Annotated in this window: 13 protein-coding genes and 2 tRNA genes; 5 read left to right on the forward strand and 10 right to left on the reverse strand. The window is 50.6% G+C overall.

Annotation, left to right across the window (positions count from 1 at the left end; all coding sequences use genetic code 11):
- Nucleotides 1–233 precede the first annotated feature (233 nt).
- A tRNA-Ser gene (locus CX651_RS16530) sits at nt 234–324 on the reverse strand.
- Nucleotides 325–530: 206 nt separating this feature from the next.
- On the opposite strand from CX651_RS16530, the gene CX651_RS16535 reads away from it, so the two are divergent.
- Both CX651_RS16535 and fabA read left to right on the forward strand, forming a co-directional pair.
- On the forward strand, nt 531–2,135 hold the full coding sequence (locus CX651_RS16535; RefSeq protein ID WP_101056947.1) for a Lon-insertion domain-containing protein: 1,605 nt from the start codon (nt 531–533) through the stop codon (nt 2,133–2,135).
- 76 nt (nt 2,136–2,211) lie between these two features.
- Nucleotides 2,212–2,727 (forward strand): bifunctional 3-hydroxydecanoyl-ACP dehydratase/trans-2-decenoyl-ACP isomerase, encoded by a 516-nt coding sequence (fabA, locus tag CX651_RS16540; RefSeq protein ID WP_101056949.1) that lies wholly within the window; start codon nt 2,212–2,214, stop codon nt 2,725–2,727.
- Nucleotides 2,728–2,823: 96 nt separating this feature from the next.
- Here the strand turns inward: fabA and rmf are convergent, their stop codons facing one another.
- On the reverse strand, nt 2,824–3,000 hold the full coding sequence (rmf, locus tag CX651_RS16545) for a ribosome modulation factor (RefSeq protein ID WP_101056952.1): 177 nt from the start codon (nt 2,998–3,000) through the stop codon (nt 2,824–2,826).
- 738 nt (nt 3,001–3,738) lie between these two features.
- A complete protein-coding gene (fadR, locus tag CX651_RS16550; RefSeq protein ID WP_101056982.1) occupies nt 3,739–4,458 on the reverse strand; it encodes a fatty acid metabolism transcriptional regulator FadR in 720 nt (239 codons plus the stop codon).
- Between the two features lie 303 nt (nt 4,459–4,761).
- Between fadR and nhaB the strand changes: the two genes are divergently transcribed.
- Nucleotides 4,762–6,351, forward strand: coding sequence for a sodium/proton antiporter NhaB (gene nhaB, locus CX651_RS16555; protein ID WP_101056954.1), 1,590 nt, complete (start codon nt 4,762–4,764; stop codon nt 6,349–6,351).
- A 139-nt stretch (nt 6,352–6,490) separates the two neighbouring features.
- Complete coding sequence (gene dsbB / locus CX651_RS16560) at nt 6,491–7,003, forward strand: disulfide bond formation protein DsbB (protein ID WP_101056956.1); 513 nt, start codon at nt 6,491–6,493, stop codon at nt 7,001–7,003.
- 623 nt (nt 7,004–7,626) lie between these two features.
- On the opposite strand, the gene CX651_RS16565 is transcribed toward dsbB, so the two are convergent.
- A tRNA-Ser gene (locus CX651_RS16565) sits at nt 7,627–7,714 on the reverse strand.
- Nucleotides 7,715–8,104: 390 nt separating this feature from the next.
- Between CX651_RS16565 and CX651_RS16570 the strand changes: the two genes are divergently transcribed.
- Complete coding sequence (locus CX651_RS16570) at nt 8,105–10,054, forward strand: TonB-dependent receptor plug domain-containing protein (protein WP_101056958.1); 1,950 nt, start codon at nt 8,105–8,107, stop codon at nt 10,052–10,054.
- 94 nt (nt 10,055–10,148) lie between these two features.
- Here CX651_RS16570 and CX651_RS16575 read toward each other — a convergent pair whose 3' ends face one another.
- From CX651_RS16575 to CX651_RS16600, 6 genes are all read right to left on the reverse strand, one after another.
- Nucleotides 10,149–11,540 (reverse strand): ATP-binding protein, encoded by a 1,392-nt coding sequence (locus CX651_RS16575; protein WP_101056960.1) that lies wholly within the window; start codon nt 11,538–11,540, stop codon nt 10,149–10,151.
- Nucleotides 11,537–12,196 (reverse strand): response regulator, encoded by a 660-nt coding sequence (locus tag CX651_RS16580; protein ID WP_039035905.1) that lies wholly within the window; start codon nt 12,194–12,196, stop codon nt 11,537–11,539. The genes CX651_RS16575 and CX651_RS16580 overlap by 4 nt, the downstream gene beginning before the upstream one ends.
- A 154-nt stretch (nt 12,197–12,350) precedes the next feature.
- The gene (locus CX651_RS16585; protein ID WP_229839810.1) at nt 12,351–13,283 is read right to left on the reverse strand and encodes an FAD:protein FMN transferase; all 933 of its coding nucleotides are present in this window, start codon (nt 13,281–13,283) and stop codon (nt 12,351–12,353) included.
- Between the two features lie 57 nt (nt 13,284–13,340).
- Nucleotides 13,341–14,690, reverse strand: coding sequence for a DUF3570 domain-containing protein (locus tag CX651_RS16590; protein WP_101056962.1), 1,350 nt, complete (start codon nt 14,688–14,690; stop codon nt 13,341–13,343).
- Nucleotides 14,681–14,905, reverse strand: a complete 225-nt coding sequence (locus tag CX651_RS16595) for a DUF4266 domain-containing protein (RefSeq protein WP_101056964.1) — start codon at nt 14,903–14,905, stop codon at nt 14,681–14,683. Before CX651_RS16595 ends, CX651_RS16590 begins: the two co-directional genes overlap by 10 nt.
- Nucleotides 14,906–14,908: 3 nt before the next feature.
- Nucleotides 14,909–15,406, reverse strand: coding sequence for a TlpA family protein disulfide reductase (locus tag CX651_RS16600; protein ID WP_101056966.1), 498 nt, complete (start codon nt 15,404–15,406; stop codon nt 14,909–14,911).
- Between the last annotated feature and the right edge of the window lie 93 nt (nt 15,407–15,499).

The following is a 15,499-nucleotide window of genomic DNA, read 5'->3' on the forward strand; positions in this document are numbered from 1 at the left end:
CTATACCAGGCTAATCGCTATCATCAAAACTGAGATGCGAAAAAGCCCGCCTGTTTACACAAGCGGGCTTCTCTGAATATGGCAAAGGAGCAGGGATTTGAACCCTGCATGACGGCGCTATAAACCCAGCAATCCGCTAACCGCCTATACCAGGCTATACCAGGCTAATCGCTATCATCAAAACTGAGATGCGAAAAAGCCCGCCTGTTTACACAAGCGGGCTTCTCTGAATATGGCGGAGGAGCAGGGATTTGAACCCTGGATGGGCTATAAACCCATGCCGGTTTTCAAGACCGGTGCATTCAACCACTCTGCCACCCCTCCGGAACGGCGCAAATATTATAAGCTCACTAAGCCGTTGTAAACCCTTATTTCTAAAAATATGTTCATATGTCTAAATCTCAGCCATCCTAAGGATTCAAACAACGCTCAGAGCGAACAATAAAAGCTGCTGCAGAATGGAGATTTACCATGCCGCTCCGCCGCCCCTGTGGTAAAATCAGCTTATCTTTAAATGACTTTGAGCCACAATGAAGCCTAGCTTGATCCCGGCCGGGGCCCTTACCCCTCAATACTCCAATCTGCAGCTTCCCACATCGAGCCAACTGACAGATCTATTACTTGGACAGGAAAGAGTCATAGAGGCCTTTGGTCTGCTGCAAGCCTTATCAGGTCAACAGCTCTTCCTGGCAGATTTCCAGGGTATCCACCGCACTTGGCTATTTAAAGCCCTGAGCGCCCAGAGCAAGATGCCGATGCAATACTTGAGCGGTCGCATTACCCGGGCACAGCTACTCGGCCATCAGGATAGTCAGCAACAAAGGCAACCGGGTGCCCTCACAACGCCAGGCTTACTCTTTATCTGCGCCGAATCCCTGTGGAAACGTGAGCCTTTATGGGAGCTATTATTGGATGCCATTGAAAAAGGTGGTTTCGAGCTTCAAGGGCAATGGCAACCACTGCAAGCCAAAGTCGTATTAGTGGGCTCGAGTCTGCTCTACAGCGAACTCAGGTACCACGAACGCAGATTCAGCGAGTTATTTGCCCTGCTTGGCGAACTGGTATTTGAAGTAGACCTGCAAAAAGTTGCTATCAATGACTACGTTGCTTGGTTGGCAGAGCTGGCAAAACTCAGCCATTGTCAGTTGACGGAGTCGGCCTTACTGCCGCTGCTCAGATACAGTAGTCGCCTGACAGAGCATCAACATCGCTTGAGCCTCGCCAGCGCAGATTTGGCACAAGTGTTCGCTGAAGCTACTTTTTACAGCAAAGGACAAGCGCTGGATGCCAACGCCATTGAACATGCCTTGGCACAACGCCAACAACGACACAACGCCCAAGAGCAGCAGTCGGCACAAAATCTTGATGACGCCTTCATCTATTTGCCAACTGAAGGCGCTATGGTGGGGCAAATTAACGGCCTGACTGTAATAGAGACCTTGGATTATTGCTATGGCGAACCGGCCAGGATCACGGCGTCAGTGCACTATGGCGATGGTGAAGTCGCCGATATTGAACGGAAATCAGAGTTGGCGGGTAATATCCACGCCAAGGGAATGATGATCCTGTCCGCCTGTCTCTATCGGGTATTTGGCCGCGATGCACCCTTGCACCTCAATGCCAATATCGTATTTGAGCAATCCTATCAGGAAATTGATGGTGACAGCGCCTCTCTCGCCGAATACTGCAGCCTGATCTCGGCAATAACCGAACAGCCGATAGATCAAGGGCTGGCGGTGACCGGCGCACTGGATCAGTTTGGCAATGTACAGGCGATTGGTGGCGTCAATGAGAAGATTGAGGGCTTCTTCAAACTCTGCGCCAGGCGCGGCCTGACCGGCAGCCAGGGAGTGATTATGCCCAAGTCCAATGTGCAGCAACTCAACCTGGCACCCGATGTTATAGCAGCAGTAGAACAAGGATTATTCCAGCTCTATGAAATCACTCATGTAGACCAAGCCGTCACTCTGCTGATGGGGATAAAAGCCGGGGAAGCCGACGAGGATAACAACTTCCCAGAGGACACTCTCTACGGCATGGTACAACAACGACTGGACAGATTGGCAGGAAATCTTGATGAAGAACCAGGCTATTTTGCGAGGTTACTGGCAAGATTGCCATTTTTTAATCAATAACTAGCTGATCGGAGTTGTTTAGCTTACACCTGTTCGCTAATCTTGGCGGCACTTGAAGAAGGATGTGGTAACAACAATGACTAAAGCAAACAGTTTCAACAAAGAAGAACTTATCGCCTGTGGCCATGGTGAGATATTTGGCAAGAATTCCCCTCGCCTCCCCGTGGATAATATGTTGATGATTGACCGAGTTGTCACCATCAACGATAACGGCGGCACCTTCGGTAAAGGTGAAATTGTTGCAGAGCTGGATATCAACCCGGATCTCTGGTTCTTTGGCTGTCACTTTGTTGATGATCCTGTTATGCCTGGTTGCCTGGGACTGGATGCTATGTGGCAACTGGTTGGCTTTTTCCTGGCCTGGGAAGGTGCTGTCGGTAAAGGCCGCGCGCTGGGGGTTGGTGAGGTTAAATTTACCGGTCAGGTGCTGCCCGGCGCCAAGAAGGTAACCTATAGACTGAATATCAAGCGCACCATACACCGTAAGCTGGTGATGGGCATTGCCGATGCAACTTTGGAAGTAGATGGCCGCGAGATCTACTCGGCCACGGATCTGAAAGTAGGTGTGTTCAGCGATACTTCCACCTTCTAAAGCAAAGAATTCAAACAACAAGGTCGGCAATTGCCGACCTTGTTGTTTCAGAGAAGCATAAAAAATGCCCTCTTCGGGGAGGGCAATCTTGCTGAATTACTTATTGAACAGGCCGCTTATCCGGCCTTCTACCCCTTCGCGCCAACCTCCTAGCCACTGGGAGCGAGAATCAAGATTCGAATAAGGACAAAGCTCCTTGGAGCGGCCGCCGACACCGGCTTGGAATCCCTTCGAAAAGGCTCGGTCTAAACGATCTCGTTTTTGTCTCTTCATGCAAGCGTCCTCTGTACTATTTTACATAGAAGCATCAGCTTCACTTGCTATGAATAGAACTTTTCAACGCCGAGATCAATCAAAAAATCGTCAATTATAACGAAGAAATTTTAAACTATTGAGATCCTGATTAAAAAAAATCACCGCCCTTTCAGTGCCGATCTCAAAGACTTAAACCAAGCTTAAATTTTGTTCATCACAGATTAGTGTGGACTGGAAATGAAGACGGTTGGAGAGTGATTGTTTAGTCACCAAACAAAAACCTAATGACGCTTTACCTGCTCAGGGAGCAACTCAAGGAAATGTGGTACTGCACAGATAAAGCTGAAGCCATAGCTCAATGGCCCTTCAGCTGGCAATAAGTCAAAAAGAGCAGTATCAGGCCTTTGCTCTAATTTAACCAGCGTATTAAAAACTATCTGCATAACACAGTTGCTTCAGCGGTTCATCCGTTGCTTACCTGCCGACTGGAAGAGATAAACAACAAAATCAAACTGCTGAAGCAATGAGCTTATGACAACCGGGATACCGAATACTTCTTACTGAAAGTCAGAGCGGCGTTCCCGGATATCCGCGATGAACCTAACTGCCGCTTATCACACCAGGCAAGTGACATAGCAAGTGTTTACAGGCACCAAACTTAGGGTAAAGGGCTCGACCATTTACAGCGAACCACACCTTGCATCCAACCCTGTAAGCAGTGCGCACATGGGACTTATTCGCACTTTCCTTAAATATTTATTGGTTATCCTGAGCCATTTCCAACGGCATAGCATCACGTAATTTTTGCCACATGATGCCACTGTCAATACCATAAGATCGCATCAAGGCCGGCACTTGGGCATAATTTTTGTCCTTGGCCAGGATTTCAAGTTTTTGATAGAAAGCCAATGCCAAGGCCCGAGCCTCTGAGCTGCTGAAATAGTAGCGTCCGACTCTAGCATATAACCCTTTGAATCCGTTTAGGATAAGCACATACAGAGGGTTCCCAGATGAAAACGCCAGGGTGTGATGCAACTGGTAGTCAAACTCGGCATAAGCCTCTGCTTCATCTTCCAGATCATGGATTTTAGACAGTGCCTCGACCGCAGTATCCGGGTTATGTCGCAGCGCTCCACGAAAATAGATGGCACTGACATTGGTTCTGGCGGACAAGAGCTGATCAACCAGTACAGGAAAACCTTCCGGGTTGAGGTCAGCAATAGTCTCCAAGATGTTAAGTCCTGAGGTTTCCCAGAAATTATTCACTCGAGTCGGTTTGCCATGCTGAATAGTCAACCAACCATCGCGGGCCAAACGCTGTAACACTTCTCTTAAAGTAGTGCGGGTAACGCCAATAAGCTCTGATAATTCCCGCTCCGCAGGAAGTATGGAGCCGGGGGGAAACTTATTTTCCCAAATTGAACGCACTATATATTTCTCTGCAAAACTTGCAGGTCCTTTGGCATTGATTATCATCAGCCCGGTTTTCCGATTGTTAGCATTATTCTGGCCACAGATCATACCAGAGCGACGAAAAATGAAAACCATCAGATCACAGATGGGAAATCCAGCCCTGTAGAGTTCTCAATAATTGCTATAAAAGTGACCAAGTTCAAATCAGCAGTCACTGAATTTTGCGCTCGAGATCCGCTTTTTGAAATCCCTGTATACCCTAATCATTACATTGAGTTTATCTTTAGGCTAGACTGAACTACGCAAATTTTACCGTTCGTCAAACAATGACGTTACAACCACTTATAACAGATTAGAGAGGAAGACATGCCTGCTACACCGATTCAGGCTTTTATGAGTAACTTCTTGGGTAACTCACCCAAGTGGTACAAGCTTGCGATACTGATTTTTCTTATCATCAACCCGATACTCTTCAGTATCAATCCCTTTGTTGCAGGCTGGTTTTTGGTCGTGCAGTTTATCTTCACTCTGGCCATGGCACTCAAGTGCTATCCTCTGCAACCAGGCGGTTTATTGGCGATTGAGGCCGTGTTTATCGGCATGACAAGCCCCAGCCAAGTGTTGCACGAGATTGAGGCCAACCTCGAAGTATTATTATTGTTGGTATTTATGGTGGCCGGTATCTACTTTATGAAGCAGTTGCTGCTTTATGTATTTACCAAGATGATCACCAAGGTACGTTCCAAAATGATTGTATCCTTGATGTTCTGTGTCGCCTCAGCCTTCCTGTCAGCATTCCTCGATGCCTTGACAGTTATCGCAGTGATCATTGCCGTGGCGATAGGCTTCTACTCCATTTACCATAAAGTAGCGTCCGGTAAAGACTTCAGCGCCGATCATGACCACACCTCGGATGGTAGTGAACAACTCAATGCCCAGGAACTTGAAGCCTTTCGTGGTTTCCTGCGTAACCTCTTGATGCATGCTGGGGTTGGTACTGCCCTCGGTGGCGTGTGCACCATGGTGGGTGAGCCACAAAACCTGATCATTGCCGCTCAGGCCAACTGGCAGTTCTCCGAATTCGCCCTGCGGATGTCGCCTGTGACTGTGCCAGTATTCTTTGCCGGTATCATTACCTGTATGCTGGTAGAAAAATTCCGCATCTGTGGTTATGGCGCCCAACTGCCTGAAGCTGTGCACAAAATTCTAGTGGAATTTGCAGCCCACGAAGATGCCCACAGAACCAGCAAAGATAAGATGAAGCTGGTTATTCAAGCTCTGGTTGGTATTTGGCTGATTGTCGGCTTGGCGTTCCACCTGGCATCTGTTGGTCTCATCGGTCTGTCAGTGATAATTCTGACCACAGCCTTCAACGGTATTACCGATGAACACGCCCTGGGTAAGGCCTTTGAAGAAGCCCTGCCATTTACCGCACTGCTGGCGGTATTCTTTGCCGTAGTAGGTGTAATTATCGATCAAGGCCTGTTTGCTCCTGTCATCCAGTGGGCTCTTGGCTTTGAAGGCAATATGCAGTTGGTTATCTTCTATGTGGCCAACGGCTTGTTGTCCATGGTCAGCGATAACGTGTTTGTGGGTACAGTCTATATCAACGAGGTGAAAGCTGCGCTGATTGATGGCCAGATCACCCGCGATCAGTTTGACCTGCTTGCCGTTGCCATCAACACAGGGACTAACCTGCCTTCTGTAGCTACCCCTAACGGTCAGGCGGCCTTCCTGTTCCTGCTGACCTCCGCTCTGGCTCCGCTCATCCGTCTCTCATACGGCCGTATGGTTTGGATGGCACTGCCATACACTATCGTACTGTCGATTGTTGGTGTACTGACCATTGAGTTAGGCTTCCTGGAGCAGATGACCCAATACTTCTACGACTCTGGCATGATACTTCACCACAGTGCTCAGGAAGTGCTGGGTAAAGGTGCTGCTGTAGGTCATTAGTCTATTATTGACTGAACCTTTAGGTTTCAGTAGAGTCCAAAAAACGCCCCTTAACGGGCGTTTTTTTATGGGTTTGGCATCCATCTGAGGAATTATCCCGCCTCACCCCGGACTGATGGGTCATCAATGGAGAATAGATTTGACTGCAATGATACGTTTCGCCCACTCCCGCATGGCTTGGGGAGTTCTGGCGCTCAGCGCCCTGTCTCTGGAGCTTGCTGCACTGTACTTTCAGCACGTAATGCAACTCGAGCCCTGTGTCATGTGCATCTACCAGCGCCTGGCTGTATTGGGTTTACTGCTGGCCGGCATTATAGGTTTTCTGGCGCCAGGAATACGTACCGTACGACTGCTTGCCGCCTCGCTATGGGGATTTAGCGCCAGTTGGGGGCTGAGGTTAGCCATTGAACTCAATGATATGCAGCAAAACCCCTCACCCTTTTCCACTTGCTCATTTCTGCCGGACTTCCCTTCCTGGATGCCACTGCATGAATGGCTGCCTTCGGTATTTATGCCAACAGGCATGTGCACCGACATTCCCTGGAGCTTTATCGGCATCACTATGTCGCAATGGATGATAGTTGCTTTTGCCACCTACCTGTTGGCGCTACTGCTCTACGCTATGCCAATTCTGAGTAAGAGCCGCAACTGATTAGTACCAAAATTAAATTTTCAGGTTTTCAATAAACATAAAAAGCTATGGTCCGCCTCGTTGTTGCAAGAGTACAATTCAATAATGAGGTTGGTCTGCGCTAATACATTCGAAATCTCTGTTGGAGGCTCTCGTCTAGCGCTCCACGATGAGTTCCGCGCGGCGTTGTTACCTAAATCAGCGGAACCTTTTTAGCACTTCATGATCAGATCTTGTATCGCAGGTTATCGGTCAATGTCATAGACAAGTCAAGAAGATGACTCACGCATCGCGCTTGAAGGCACGGTGGAAAGCATCACCCTGTTCCGTCACTTTTTCATGAACCTCCTGCGACAATGTGATTACGGAGCACCGAGGCAGCGAAACAAAACAAAGCAGGCCGGTTGGTGTGATGATTACCGGGAAAGAGTGTTCTTTGATTAGATAATGTTCAAAATATGCTGAACAAACCTGTCTTGGCATCGTGCTTAGGTTTAATCATAGACGTTGCCTATTTTGTACCGGCCTTTATCCCCTCCCGAGGCGCAAAAGGCTGGCAGAGCTGGCTATTTCGATCACCATCATTCAAAATGAATATGCTTAGAAAAGCAAAAACCCGACCATAAGGTCGGGTTTTTTTAATCTGGCGGTGAAGGAGGGATTCGAACCCTCGATACGTTGCCGTATACACACTTTCCAGGCGTGCTCCTTCAGCCACTCGGACACCTCACCGTAGTTGGACTCTTGAGTCTCAACCGGGCGCTACTATAGAGAAGTCGATAGACAGGGTCAATCTTTTATCGTGCATTCTCATTCGTTCGCTTGGTTTTTAGCCGCAACAAGGTACTTCAGTGTCATCGCCTTAAAGCCTCCTTACCTAAAATCAGCATAATTCGAAGTTTATACCAGTATTACGAATCTAATATCTTTCATACTCTTTGTCGGGAGTTTGATCTCCATCAACAAATCACTTGGTTGAGTTTCTATAATCATCACCTTGTTAATAAGCAATGTAACTCCGCGCACTCATACAAATCACACCTTTTGAATGCGCGGCAACACAAAGTTAACCCGATTAACCGTTGCCTGAATTATCACACAGTCTTTTTAAGGACGATTGAGATGTGTAGAAGTTACTCTTTAAAACGGACACAGCCTTGGCTGCCCTTTTGCGCTATTGCCGCCTATATACTGCTGGTGCCTACCGGCCAGGCCGATGAAGCCATGGAGATCATCGCCGTCAACGGCACCCGCTATCAGGATGATTCTGTGTTGGCTCTAAGCCATACAGGCCAGAGTCTGACGGTCATCAGCCGCGACATGATAGTGTCGGCCGGTGCGGTCGACATCAACGAAATTCTCAACCAGTTTGTGCCCGGGCTCTTTGCCAACGGCCGTAATGGCCGCCATACGGATACCGACTACTCGCTTCAGGGCAGTCGTCCTGTGGATATACTCTGGTTATTGGACGGCAATCGCCTTAATAACCGCCTCTATGGCTCCACCTATACCGACAGCATCAACCCCATGATGATAGAGCGTATTGAGGTGATCAAAGGCGCTCAGGGGTTGATCTACGGCTCGGATGCCATCGCCGGAGTGGTCAACATCATCACCCGCGACAGTCATGGCGAGCAAGGTGGCGAAGTTAACTTAAGCGCCGATACCCTCACCAGCTATGATCTCGGTGCTTATGTCAGTGGCGGCAGCGATACTTTAAGCTACAGCCTCAGCGGTAGCTCCAGTCAGTCGGACGGTTATGCATTCTGGGAAGATGACGAATACTCGCCGGTCGCCGCGGCGGATAAAGACCGGGGTTATCGCATGATGAACATAGGCGGCAAGCTCAATTGGCAACCCGCTGCAGAGCACAAAATCACCCTGTTCGGTCAATACAATAATGGCGTACTGGAGCGGCCTCTGGCCTACAGTGCCATCGTCTCGGAGAACGAGCGCAAACAGACACTGGCCTGGCTCGGTTGGCAATATCAAGCAACTGATAAGCTGAGCCTGGAGACCCGGCTTCACTATCAAAACTGGGATTCCTATTACTCTGAAATCACCCTGGAGCAGGATGGCAGCATGACTATCCCTTACCGGGATGCCTACTGGGGCTTTACCGACAAAGGCGCCAAGGTCAGCGGTCGTTATCAGGCAGATTCGGGGGACAGCTGGCTCGGCGGCATCGAGTGGCAAAGCTATTATGGCGCCGATGAAGTGATGGAGCTGCAAGCGCCCACCGACGATACCAAGGCCGCCTTTTTGCAATACAAGCCGCATTTTTCCGCCCTGCCCGGCACAGTGCTGGCGTTGGGACTCAGGTATAACCGCCTGGCCAACAATGAAGACAAATGGGTGGCTTCACTGGGAATTGAGCAAGAACTTGGACAAAATTGGCAACTGAAAGCCGCCGTGGGCAATGGTTTTAGGCAACCCACTTCATCTGAGCTCTGGGCCAAGGTCGGCACCCTGGGCAACCCTGAACTTGAGAGTGAAGAGAGTATCAATACCAATCTGACACTGGTCTATCAAGGTGACTTTACCTTCAGTGTCGAGGCCTACTGGCGCGAAACCGACAACCTGGTGGACAAACGGGAAATCGCCACCAATGTCTGGCAGTACGCCAACCTGGATGGCAAGGTTCGGGGTCAGGGGGTGGATATTCAATACATCATGAACCCGGCCCAGGGCTGGCAACTTGAGTTATCCGGCAGTTATAACCGTGCCCGCGAGCGCGGCAAAGATCAACAGATAGAGCGGATCCCGCAATACATGGGCTTTGCCCGCCTCAGTTGGGATGCCACTGATTCACTGAATCTTTATCTGCAGGGACGTTATGTCGGCGAGTTTACCGATTATGGCCTCAAGGCCGGCGACTATCTGCTGACAGGCATAGGCGCCGACTGGTGGTTGACCGCCAGCCAAAACCAGCAGTTAACACTGCGGATAGATAACCTGTTTGATGAGGACAACACCAGCGCCATCTTCAAACATGGGCACAAAGCCGAGTACCCTATTCCCACCCTGGGCGCACCGCGTACGGCGCAGCTAATCTACCGTTATCTGTTCTGAGAATTGCCTTCTTTAAAAGCGAGCCGCAGCCCCGTGGAAGGCTGCGGCATTTTCTTTTTGCTCGTCTTATCACTTGTTTTTGCTTGATTAACAATCAGCCCGGCAAGGTAATACGCACATCCAAACCACGTTCGCGGCCCGGTTGAATACTCAAATAGCCCTTATGCAGATCGACAATTTGAGCACTGATAGACAGGCCAAGACCCGCACCGGGAACTGACTCATCGGCGATCCGAAAAAAACGCTCAGTCAACTGCCGACACTGCTCCAATGGCAGCCCAGGCCCTGAATCCAGCACCTGGATAACCACTTGTTTGCTCTCTTGGCGCCCCTCTTGCCAACAACTGACTTTGATAGGCTGATCTTTGCCCGAATACTTACAGGCATTTTCCAGCAGGTTTTTCAGCACCAGTTTCATATAGAAGGGATCGACACAGACACTCACCTCTTCCGGCAACTCCAGCTGCCAACTGTAATCGGCAATCAGCGGCAGCAGTTGATCCAGCACTTCCTGCACCATTACCGCCACCGGCGTTTGCGCCACTTCCAGCTCGGACAGGGACTCAACCCGTGACAGCAAGAGCAACTGCTCTACCATATGGGTCATCTGGCCAATGCCTGTGTCTATGGCATTGAGGTGCAGCTGCTGCTCGGCCTCTGTCTTGGCCTCTTGCCAGCCCTGACGATGCAGTTTAATGACCGCCAGCGGGGTCTTGAGCTCATGCGCCGCATCGGCACTGAAACGCCGCTCACGCGCCAGATTATCACTGATGCGGGTAATATAGGTATTGAGCGCATCCTGCACCGGCACCAACTCTTTGGGTAGTTGCAACGCCAGCGGCCGCATATCCGCCGGGCTTCGGTGCTTAAGCCTGACGGCCAAACTGTCCAGAGGTTGCAACAACCAATAGGAGAGAAACACCATCAGCAACGCCACTGCCGGCACCACCAAGGCCGGGCCGATAAAGCTGTTGCCCATGATCTGCTCCACCAGCTCGCCACGCACATCGTCTCTTTGGCCGGTAATGATCCATACGCCCAGATCATCGGAGAAATAGCTGAGCAGATGCCAAAGCTCACCCTGGTAATAACGCTTGTGGTAACCACGCTCGAATGGCGCCATGGGCTCAATGTCGCTGTTATCCGACCTTGCCATCAGTTGTTTGGCCGGGGTCCACATCTGATAGGCGAGTTTCAGCTCATAACTCAGCTCAGTGGCATCAGCCTGCTCGGTAAAGGTATTAACCTTGCCCGGGTTGACGCTCAAAATCAGTGGGTTTTCCAACATATCCAGCCGATGCTCTTGCCCCTGAGCGCCATAAAACATCTCCAGCATCTTGGCACTTTGCAGCATCTGAGCATCGAACAGCTCTTCTATCTGGCGGCGAGAGTCCTGGGTGTTGAGGTAACTGCTGACACCAACCGACAAACAGATGCCAAGCAGCATCAATGCCATCATCACCACTCGCAAAGATATCCGGCTCATTCTACTGCCACCAAGGTATAACCTATGCCGCGTACTGTCTTGATAAGCTCATTGGCGGTTTTTTTACGTAAATGGTGAATATGCACCTCAATGGAATTACTGCCGACCTCGTCCCAACCATAAGTCAGCTGCTCAAGCTGATTGCGGCTGAGCACCCGGCCACTGGACTGAGCCAGTTCTAGCAGTAATTGATATTCGCGCCGCGACACCTGAATATGATGGCCGCGAAACAACACCTGATGGGCATCCATATCAATAACCAGTGCTCCCACTTCCAAACGGTTTTGATTCAGACCGTGTTGGCGCCTGACGATCGCCTTGATTCTGGCCACCAGCTCGCGCACATCAAAGGGTTTGGCCAGATAATCATCGGCGCCGAGATCCAAGCAGGCAAGCTTGGTATCAAAGTCTGTGTTGGCGGTCAGCACTATAGTCGGGGTATCTATGCCGCGGCGGCGCCATTGGGTCAATAATTGACGGCCGTTACCGTCAGGCAAGCCCAGATCCAGCACTATGGCACTGAAGGTTTCATTAACCACTGCCGCCTCGGCTTGTTTGATACTGGTGACGTGATCTACCTGCATATCCAACTTGGCAAGACTAAGCAAGATTCCCTGAGCCAACAACTCATTGTCTTCTATCAGCAATATTCTCATGGGTATAACATCCGGTTTAGGTTGCCCCTATTTCGCAGCAGCGGCGCGCCTCTGTCAAGTTGAAGGCAAGGATCAAGTAGCCCGGAAAAGTCCAAATGGCGACATTCTTAAAAAGAACAGCGTCCGGGTTCAGAATCACTGCTTGTTGATGCACTTATCTGATTATTCTATGTTCGAGCTGCTGCACCTTGAGAAAGTCTTCCGCCTCCGCGCCTTTTAACATGGCAAGGGTCGCCAACATGCCGGCTGTGATGCAGCTCGCGGCCTTAACCGTCACGCTATGGGGCGCGTCCTGTACAGGATAACCGCTGCGAGGATCCAGAATATGACCAAAGCGGCGCCCCTGATGTTCGATAAAGCGGCGACTGTCGCCACTGGTGGCCAATGCGCCCACATCGAGCGACATCAGCTCCGCGGCTCGGTCAAGATTGGCGGGATCTTCAATCCCCACCTGCCAGCATTTTTTCCCACTGACAGCGATATCACCACCGAGATTGACCAGCACCTCAGTGGCAGCGGCCCGGATCATGCACAGCTCGGCAACCCTATCGGCGGCATATTCTTTTACCAGGCCGCCGAAGTCCAACTGCATTGCCTCTGGCAGCATGATCCAGGGCGGTTCTGTTATTTCTTGGGGGCTTGTATCTTCAGCCCTGTCATCAAAATGGGAACTGAACTTGAGGTGTTGAAAGCCAACCCAGGACAAGGCTTTTTTGATATCAGTCGAGCTCGGCAACGAAGTTTCTGAATCCTTTCCCTTTTCAAAACACCAGAGCGCGAGCAAGGGGCCGGCGGTGATATCAAATAAGCCCTCACTCAGTTGCCAGCAGCGTTTGGCAAACTGCAACAGCGCCGCGGCCTCACTGTCCAGCATAACAGGCGCACCCGCTGAATGATTGAGCTGCCATAGCCAGTTGCCCGTTAAAAAGCGGCTGTATTTCTGCTCAAGCCTTTGGCATTCCTTGATAGCGGCTTGAGTGAGACTGAGCGCCAAACGCTCATCACAGCTTGCAATAAGCAGCTCGCAGGGGCTGGCCATGGCGCGAAAACGGCCACGGAAACCAAAGTCGGTACGGCTAAGGCTCATCTCTGGCGCTGAGGTGTGGCTCTTGGTCAAAGGCGGCTTTCCTCTACTTTCTATTAACTAAAAACGGTAGCTGAGCTGGGCAATCACCGCCCTGAGTCTTGGAAACAGCTGCATATTGCCAAGCTCACCGGGCAGTAAGGTGCCGTTGTTTTCACCCTGCTGTTGATAATATTCCAGGCGATAGCTGAGCTCACGACCCTCGCCGAGCTTATGCCCGAGCTTAACTCCGACCGTATAGGCTTGCAGCTCACCAAGGCGCTGGTCCGCGCTGGCAAATTCTGCTAAATAGCCGGGCATTGAACCTTCCTTATAGTGTAACAAGGGCCGATAAAAGGATGCCGCACTCTGGCGGTAATAGCGCAGATGCAATTGGCCATAGAAGCCATCAGAAAAATAGTGCCTGAAATGGCTCTCCAGCGTATGGGAATCCAGCTGCCAATCATCAAAAGTGTAGCGCCAGGAAAGATCCAGCACGCCCTTATCGAGCGCCCCCTTGAGCAGCAAAAACAGGCTTTGCTTTTGCCGTGAGTCCGGCCTGGATTCATAAAGGTAACTCTGGGTGACACCCAGATTGTCCACCAGACTCAACACCTTGTAGGGGTCTGTCTGGTACCCCTTAACCAGGGAAAAACCATAGTTGCCCTGCAGCAGCCAGCGACGGTTGAGTACCTGGGTAAAACCCAGCAGCAGATCCAGGGTTTGCTTATGATCCGAGCCGCCTTCTCTACTGGCCTCAAAGGCTTGCCTAAAAGCGGTTTCCGAGTCGTAGTCCACTCTTCTTGCCATGGTTGCAAGCGGCAAAGGTCGGCCGCCGACCGGATCTATGGTATCCAGGCCGTAAGCCAACGCCAGGGACGCGGTACTGTTGTTCTTGTTGAAGCTATGCTCCAGCGCGCCATTGACGCCGAGCGAAGTGTAATCATATTCCCGCGAGCCATAAACGCCGCCGGTCAGTTGCCAGCTATTTTCGAAGAGCTTGTACCAATCGGCACTCAGTTGCAGGCGCTTATCATCAAAGCTGTCATCCAACACCTGCTCACCGGCGGCTATCTGATATTCGCCGTTGCCCGAAGGCCGGGTCAGGGTTTGGCTCTGTTGCTGCACCACAGCGCCCGTGGCCGATGCGCCGCTCAGGCTGTCGAACACCAGTTTGATATCCAGGCCGCTACTGTCATCAAATTCGCCTTTGGCCAGCAAAACCCCTTCAAGAGTTGTCACCCTGTCCTGCTCGCCGTAAAACATCAACGCAGCTTCCAACTGCCAATCGGTAGCCTTTTCGGCACTATTATCCGGGTAGTTAAGGTTATCGTCTCCGGCATAAGTCGCACCAGTGGCAAGTAAGGAACTGCCAGCCAATGTCAGCGCTGCGGCAATATTGGTTTCGCCCTTTTGCCGCTTCAATTGCATCCGCAGCCTCCTCCGGCGAATGCGCGGCCGCCACTGGCTCCCTCTTTACTGAAGTAGATATGATCGTCCAGCGCCAAGTCCAACCTTTCGTGCCCCAGCGACATATCCTCCCGCGCCAATTGATCCCGCTCCCAAGGTTCAACCCCGAGTTGAGCACAGCCTGTCAATCCAAGAGTGGCAATAAGCGACAAGCCCAATAAACGCATCCTACGCATCTGTTACTCCTTTAAAGCACGCTTGAGTTCAGCCTCATACTGGCTTTGTCGCTCGCTGAAAAAACCAACATGGCTACCAAGCAGTTTTCCATCCCGATCAAATAGAAAACTTGAGGGCATCCCCTGTAAATCCAGTCTGCGCGCCAGTCGTCCTTCAGGGTCATAAAGCACATCAAAGTCGGCATCCAGTTGCTGGAGAAACTCTCTCCCCAATTGGGAGTCAGTGTCCAGATTCACCGCAACTATGGCAAGACCCGCCTCACGGTATTTGTGATGCATCTGCTGCATCCAGGGGAAGGATTTGCGACATGGCGCACACCAAGAGGCCCAGAAGTCCAAATAAATCACCTTACCCTTGTAGTCATTGAGGCTGACTTGAGTACCATCATCACGGCTTAATGCCAGCGCCAATGGGGACTGTAGCGGTTTAGCATGCCCTGCACCACAAAAAACAAATAAAAGTATCACAAGTGGCTGTTGCAGCAATTTTTTGACGCTCATAGGTCGGACCCTCTCGATTCACTTGCAGCCCACAATTTCCAATTTTTGAAAAAATAGCTATAAAACGGATAGATAAGGATTTTAAGTTTGGCA

Origin of the sequence: Shewanella chilikensis, from assembly GCF_002836945.1 — a bacterium.
GTDB classification, from domain to species: Bacteria; Pseudomonadota; Gammaproteobacteria; order Enterobacterales; family Shewanellaceae; genus Shewanella; species Shewanella chilikensis.

Bases quoted from the DNA above. Each gene is read 5' to 3' on its own strand.
- CX651_RS16535 (WP_101056947.1), top strand. From the start codon at position 531: ATGAAGCCTAGCTTGATCCCGGCCGGGGCCCTTACCCCTCAATACTCC.
- fabA (WP_101056949.1), top strand. From the start codon at position 2,212: ATGACTAAAGCAAACAGTTTCAACAAAGAAGAACTTATCGCCTGTGGC.
- rmf (WP_101056952.1), bottom strand. From the start codon at position 3,000: ATGAAGAGACAAAAACGAGATCGTTTAGACCGAGCCTTTTCGAAGGGA.
- fadR (WP_101056982.1), bottom strand. From the start codon at position 4,458: ATGATAATCAATGCCAAAGGACCTGCAAGTTTTGCAGAGAAATATATA.
- nhaB (WP_101056954.1), top strand. From the start codon at position 4,762: ATGCCTGCTACACCGATTCAGGCTTTTATGAGTAACTTCTTGGGTAAC.
- CX651_RS16570 (WP_101056958.1), top strand. From the start codon at position 8,105: ATGTGTAGAAGTTACTCTTTAAAACGGACACAGCCTTGGCTGCCCTTT.
- CX651_RS16575 (WP_101056960.1), bottom strand. From the start codon at position 11,540: ATGAGCCGGATATCTTTGCGAGTGGTGATGATGGCATTGATGCTGCTT.
- CX651_RS16580 (WP_039035905.1), bottom strand. From the start codon at position 12,196: ATGAGAATATTGCTGATAGAAGACAATGAGTTGTTGGCTCAGGGAATC.
- CX651_RS16585 (WP_229839810.1), bottom strand. From the start codon at position 13,283: ATGAGCCTTAGCCGTACCGACTTTGGTTTCCGTGGCCGTTTTCGCGCC.
- CX651_RS16590 (WP_101056962.1), bottom strand. From the start codon at position 14,690: ATGCAATTGAAGCGGCAAAAGGGCGAAACCAATATTGCCGCAGCGCTG.
- CX651_RS16595 (WP_101056964.1), bottom strand. From the start codon at position 14,905: ATGCGTAGGATGCGTTTATTGGGCTTGTCGCTTATTGCCACTCTTGGA.
- CX651_RS16600 (WP_101056966.1), bottom strand. From the start codon at position 15,406: ATGAGCGTCAAAAAATTGCTGCAACAGCCACTTGTGATACTTTTATTT.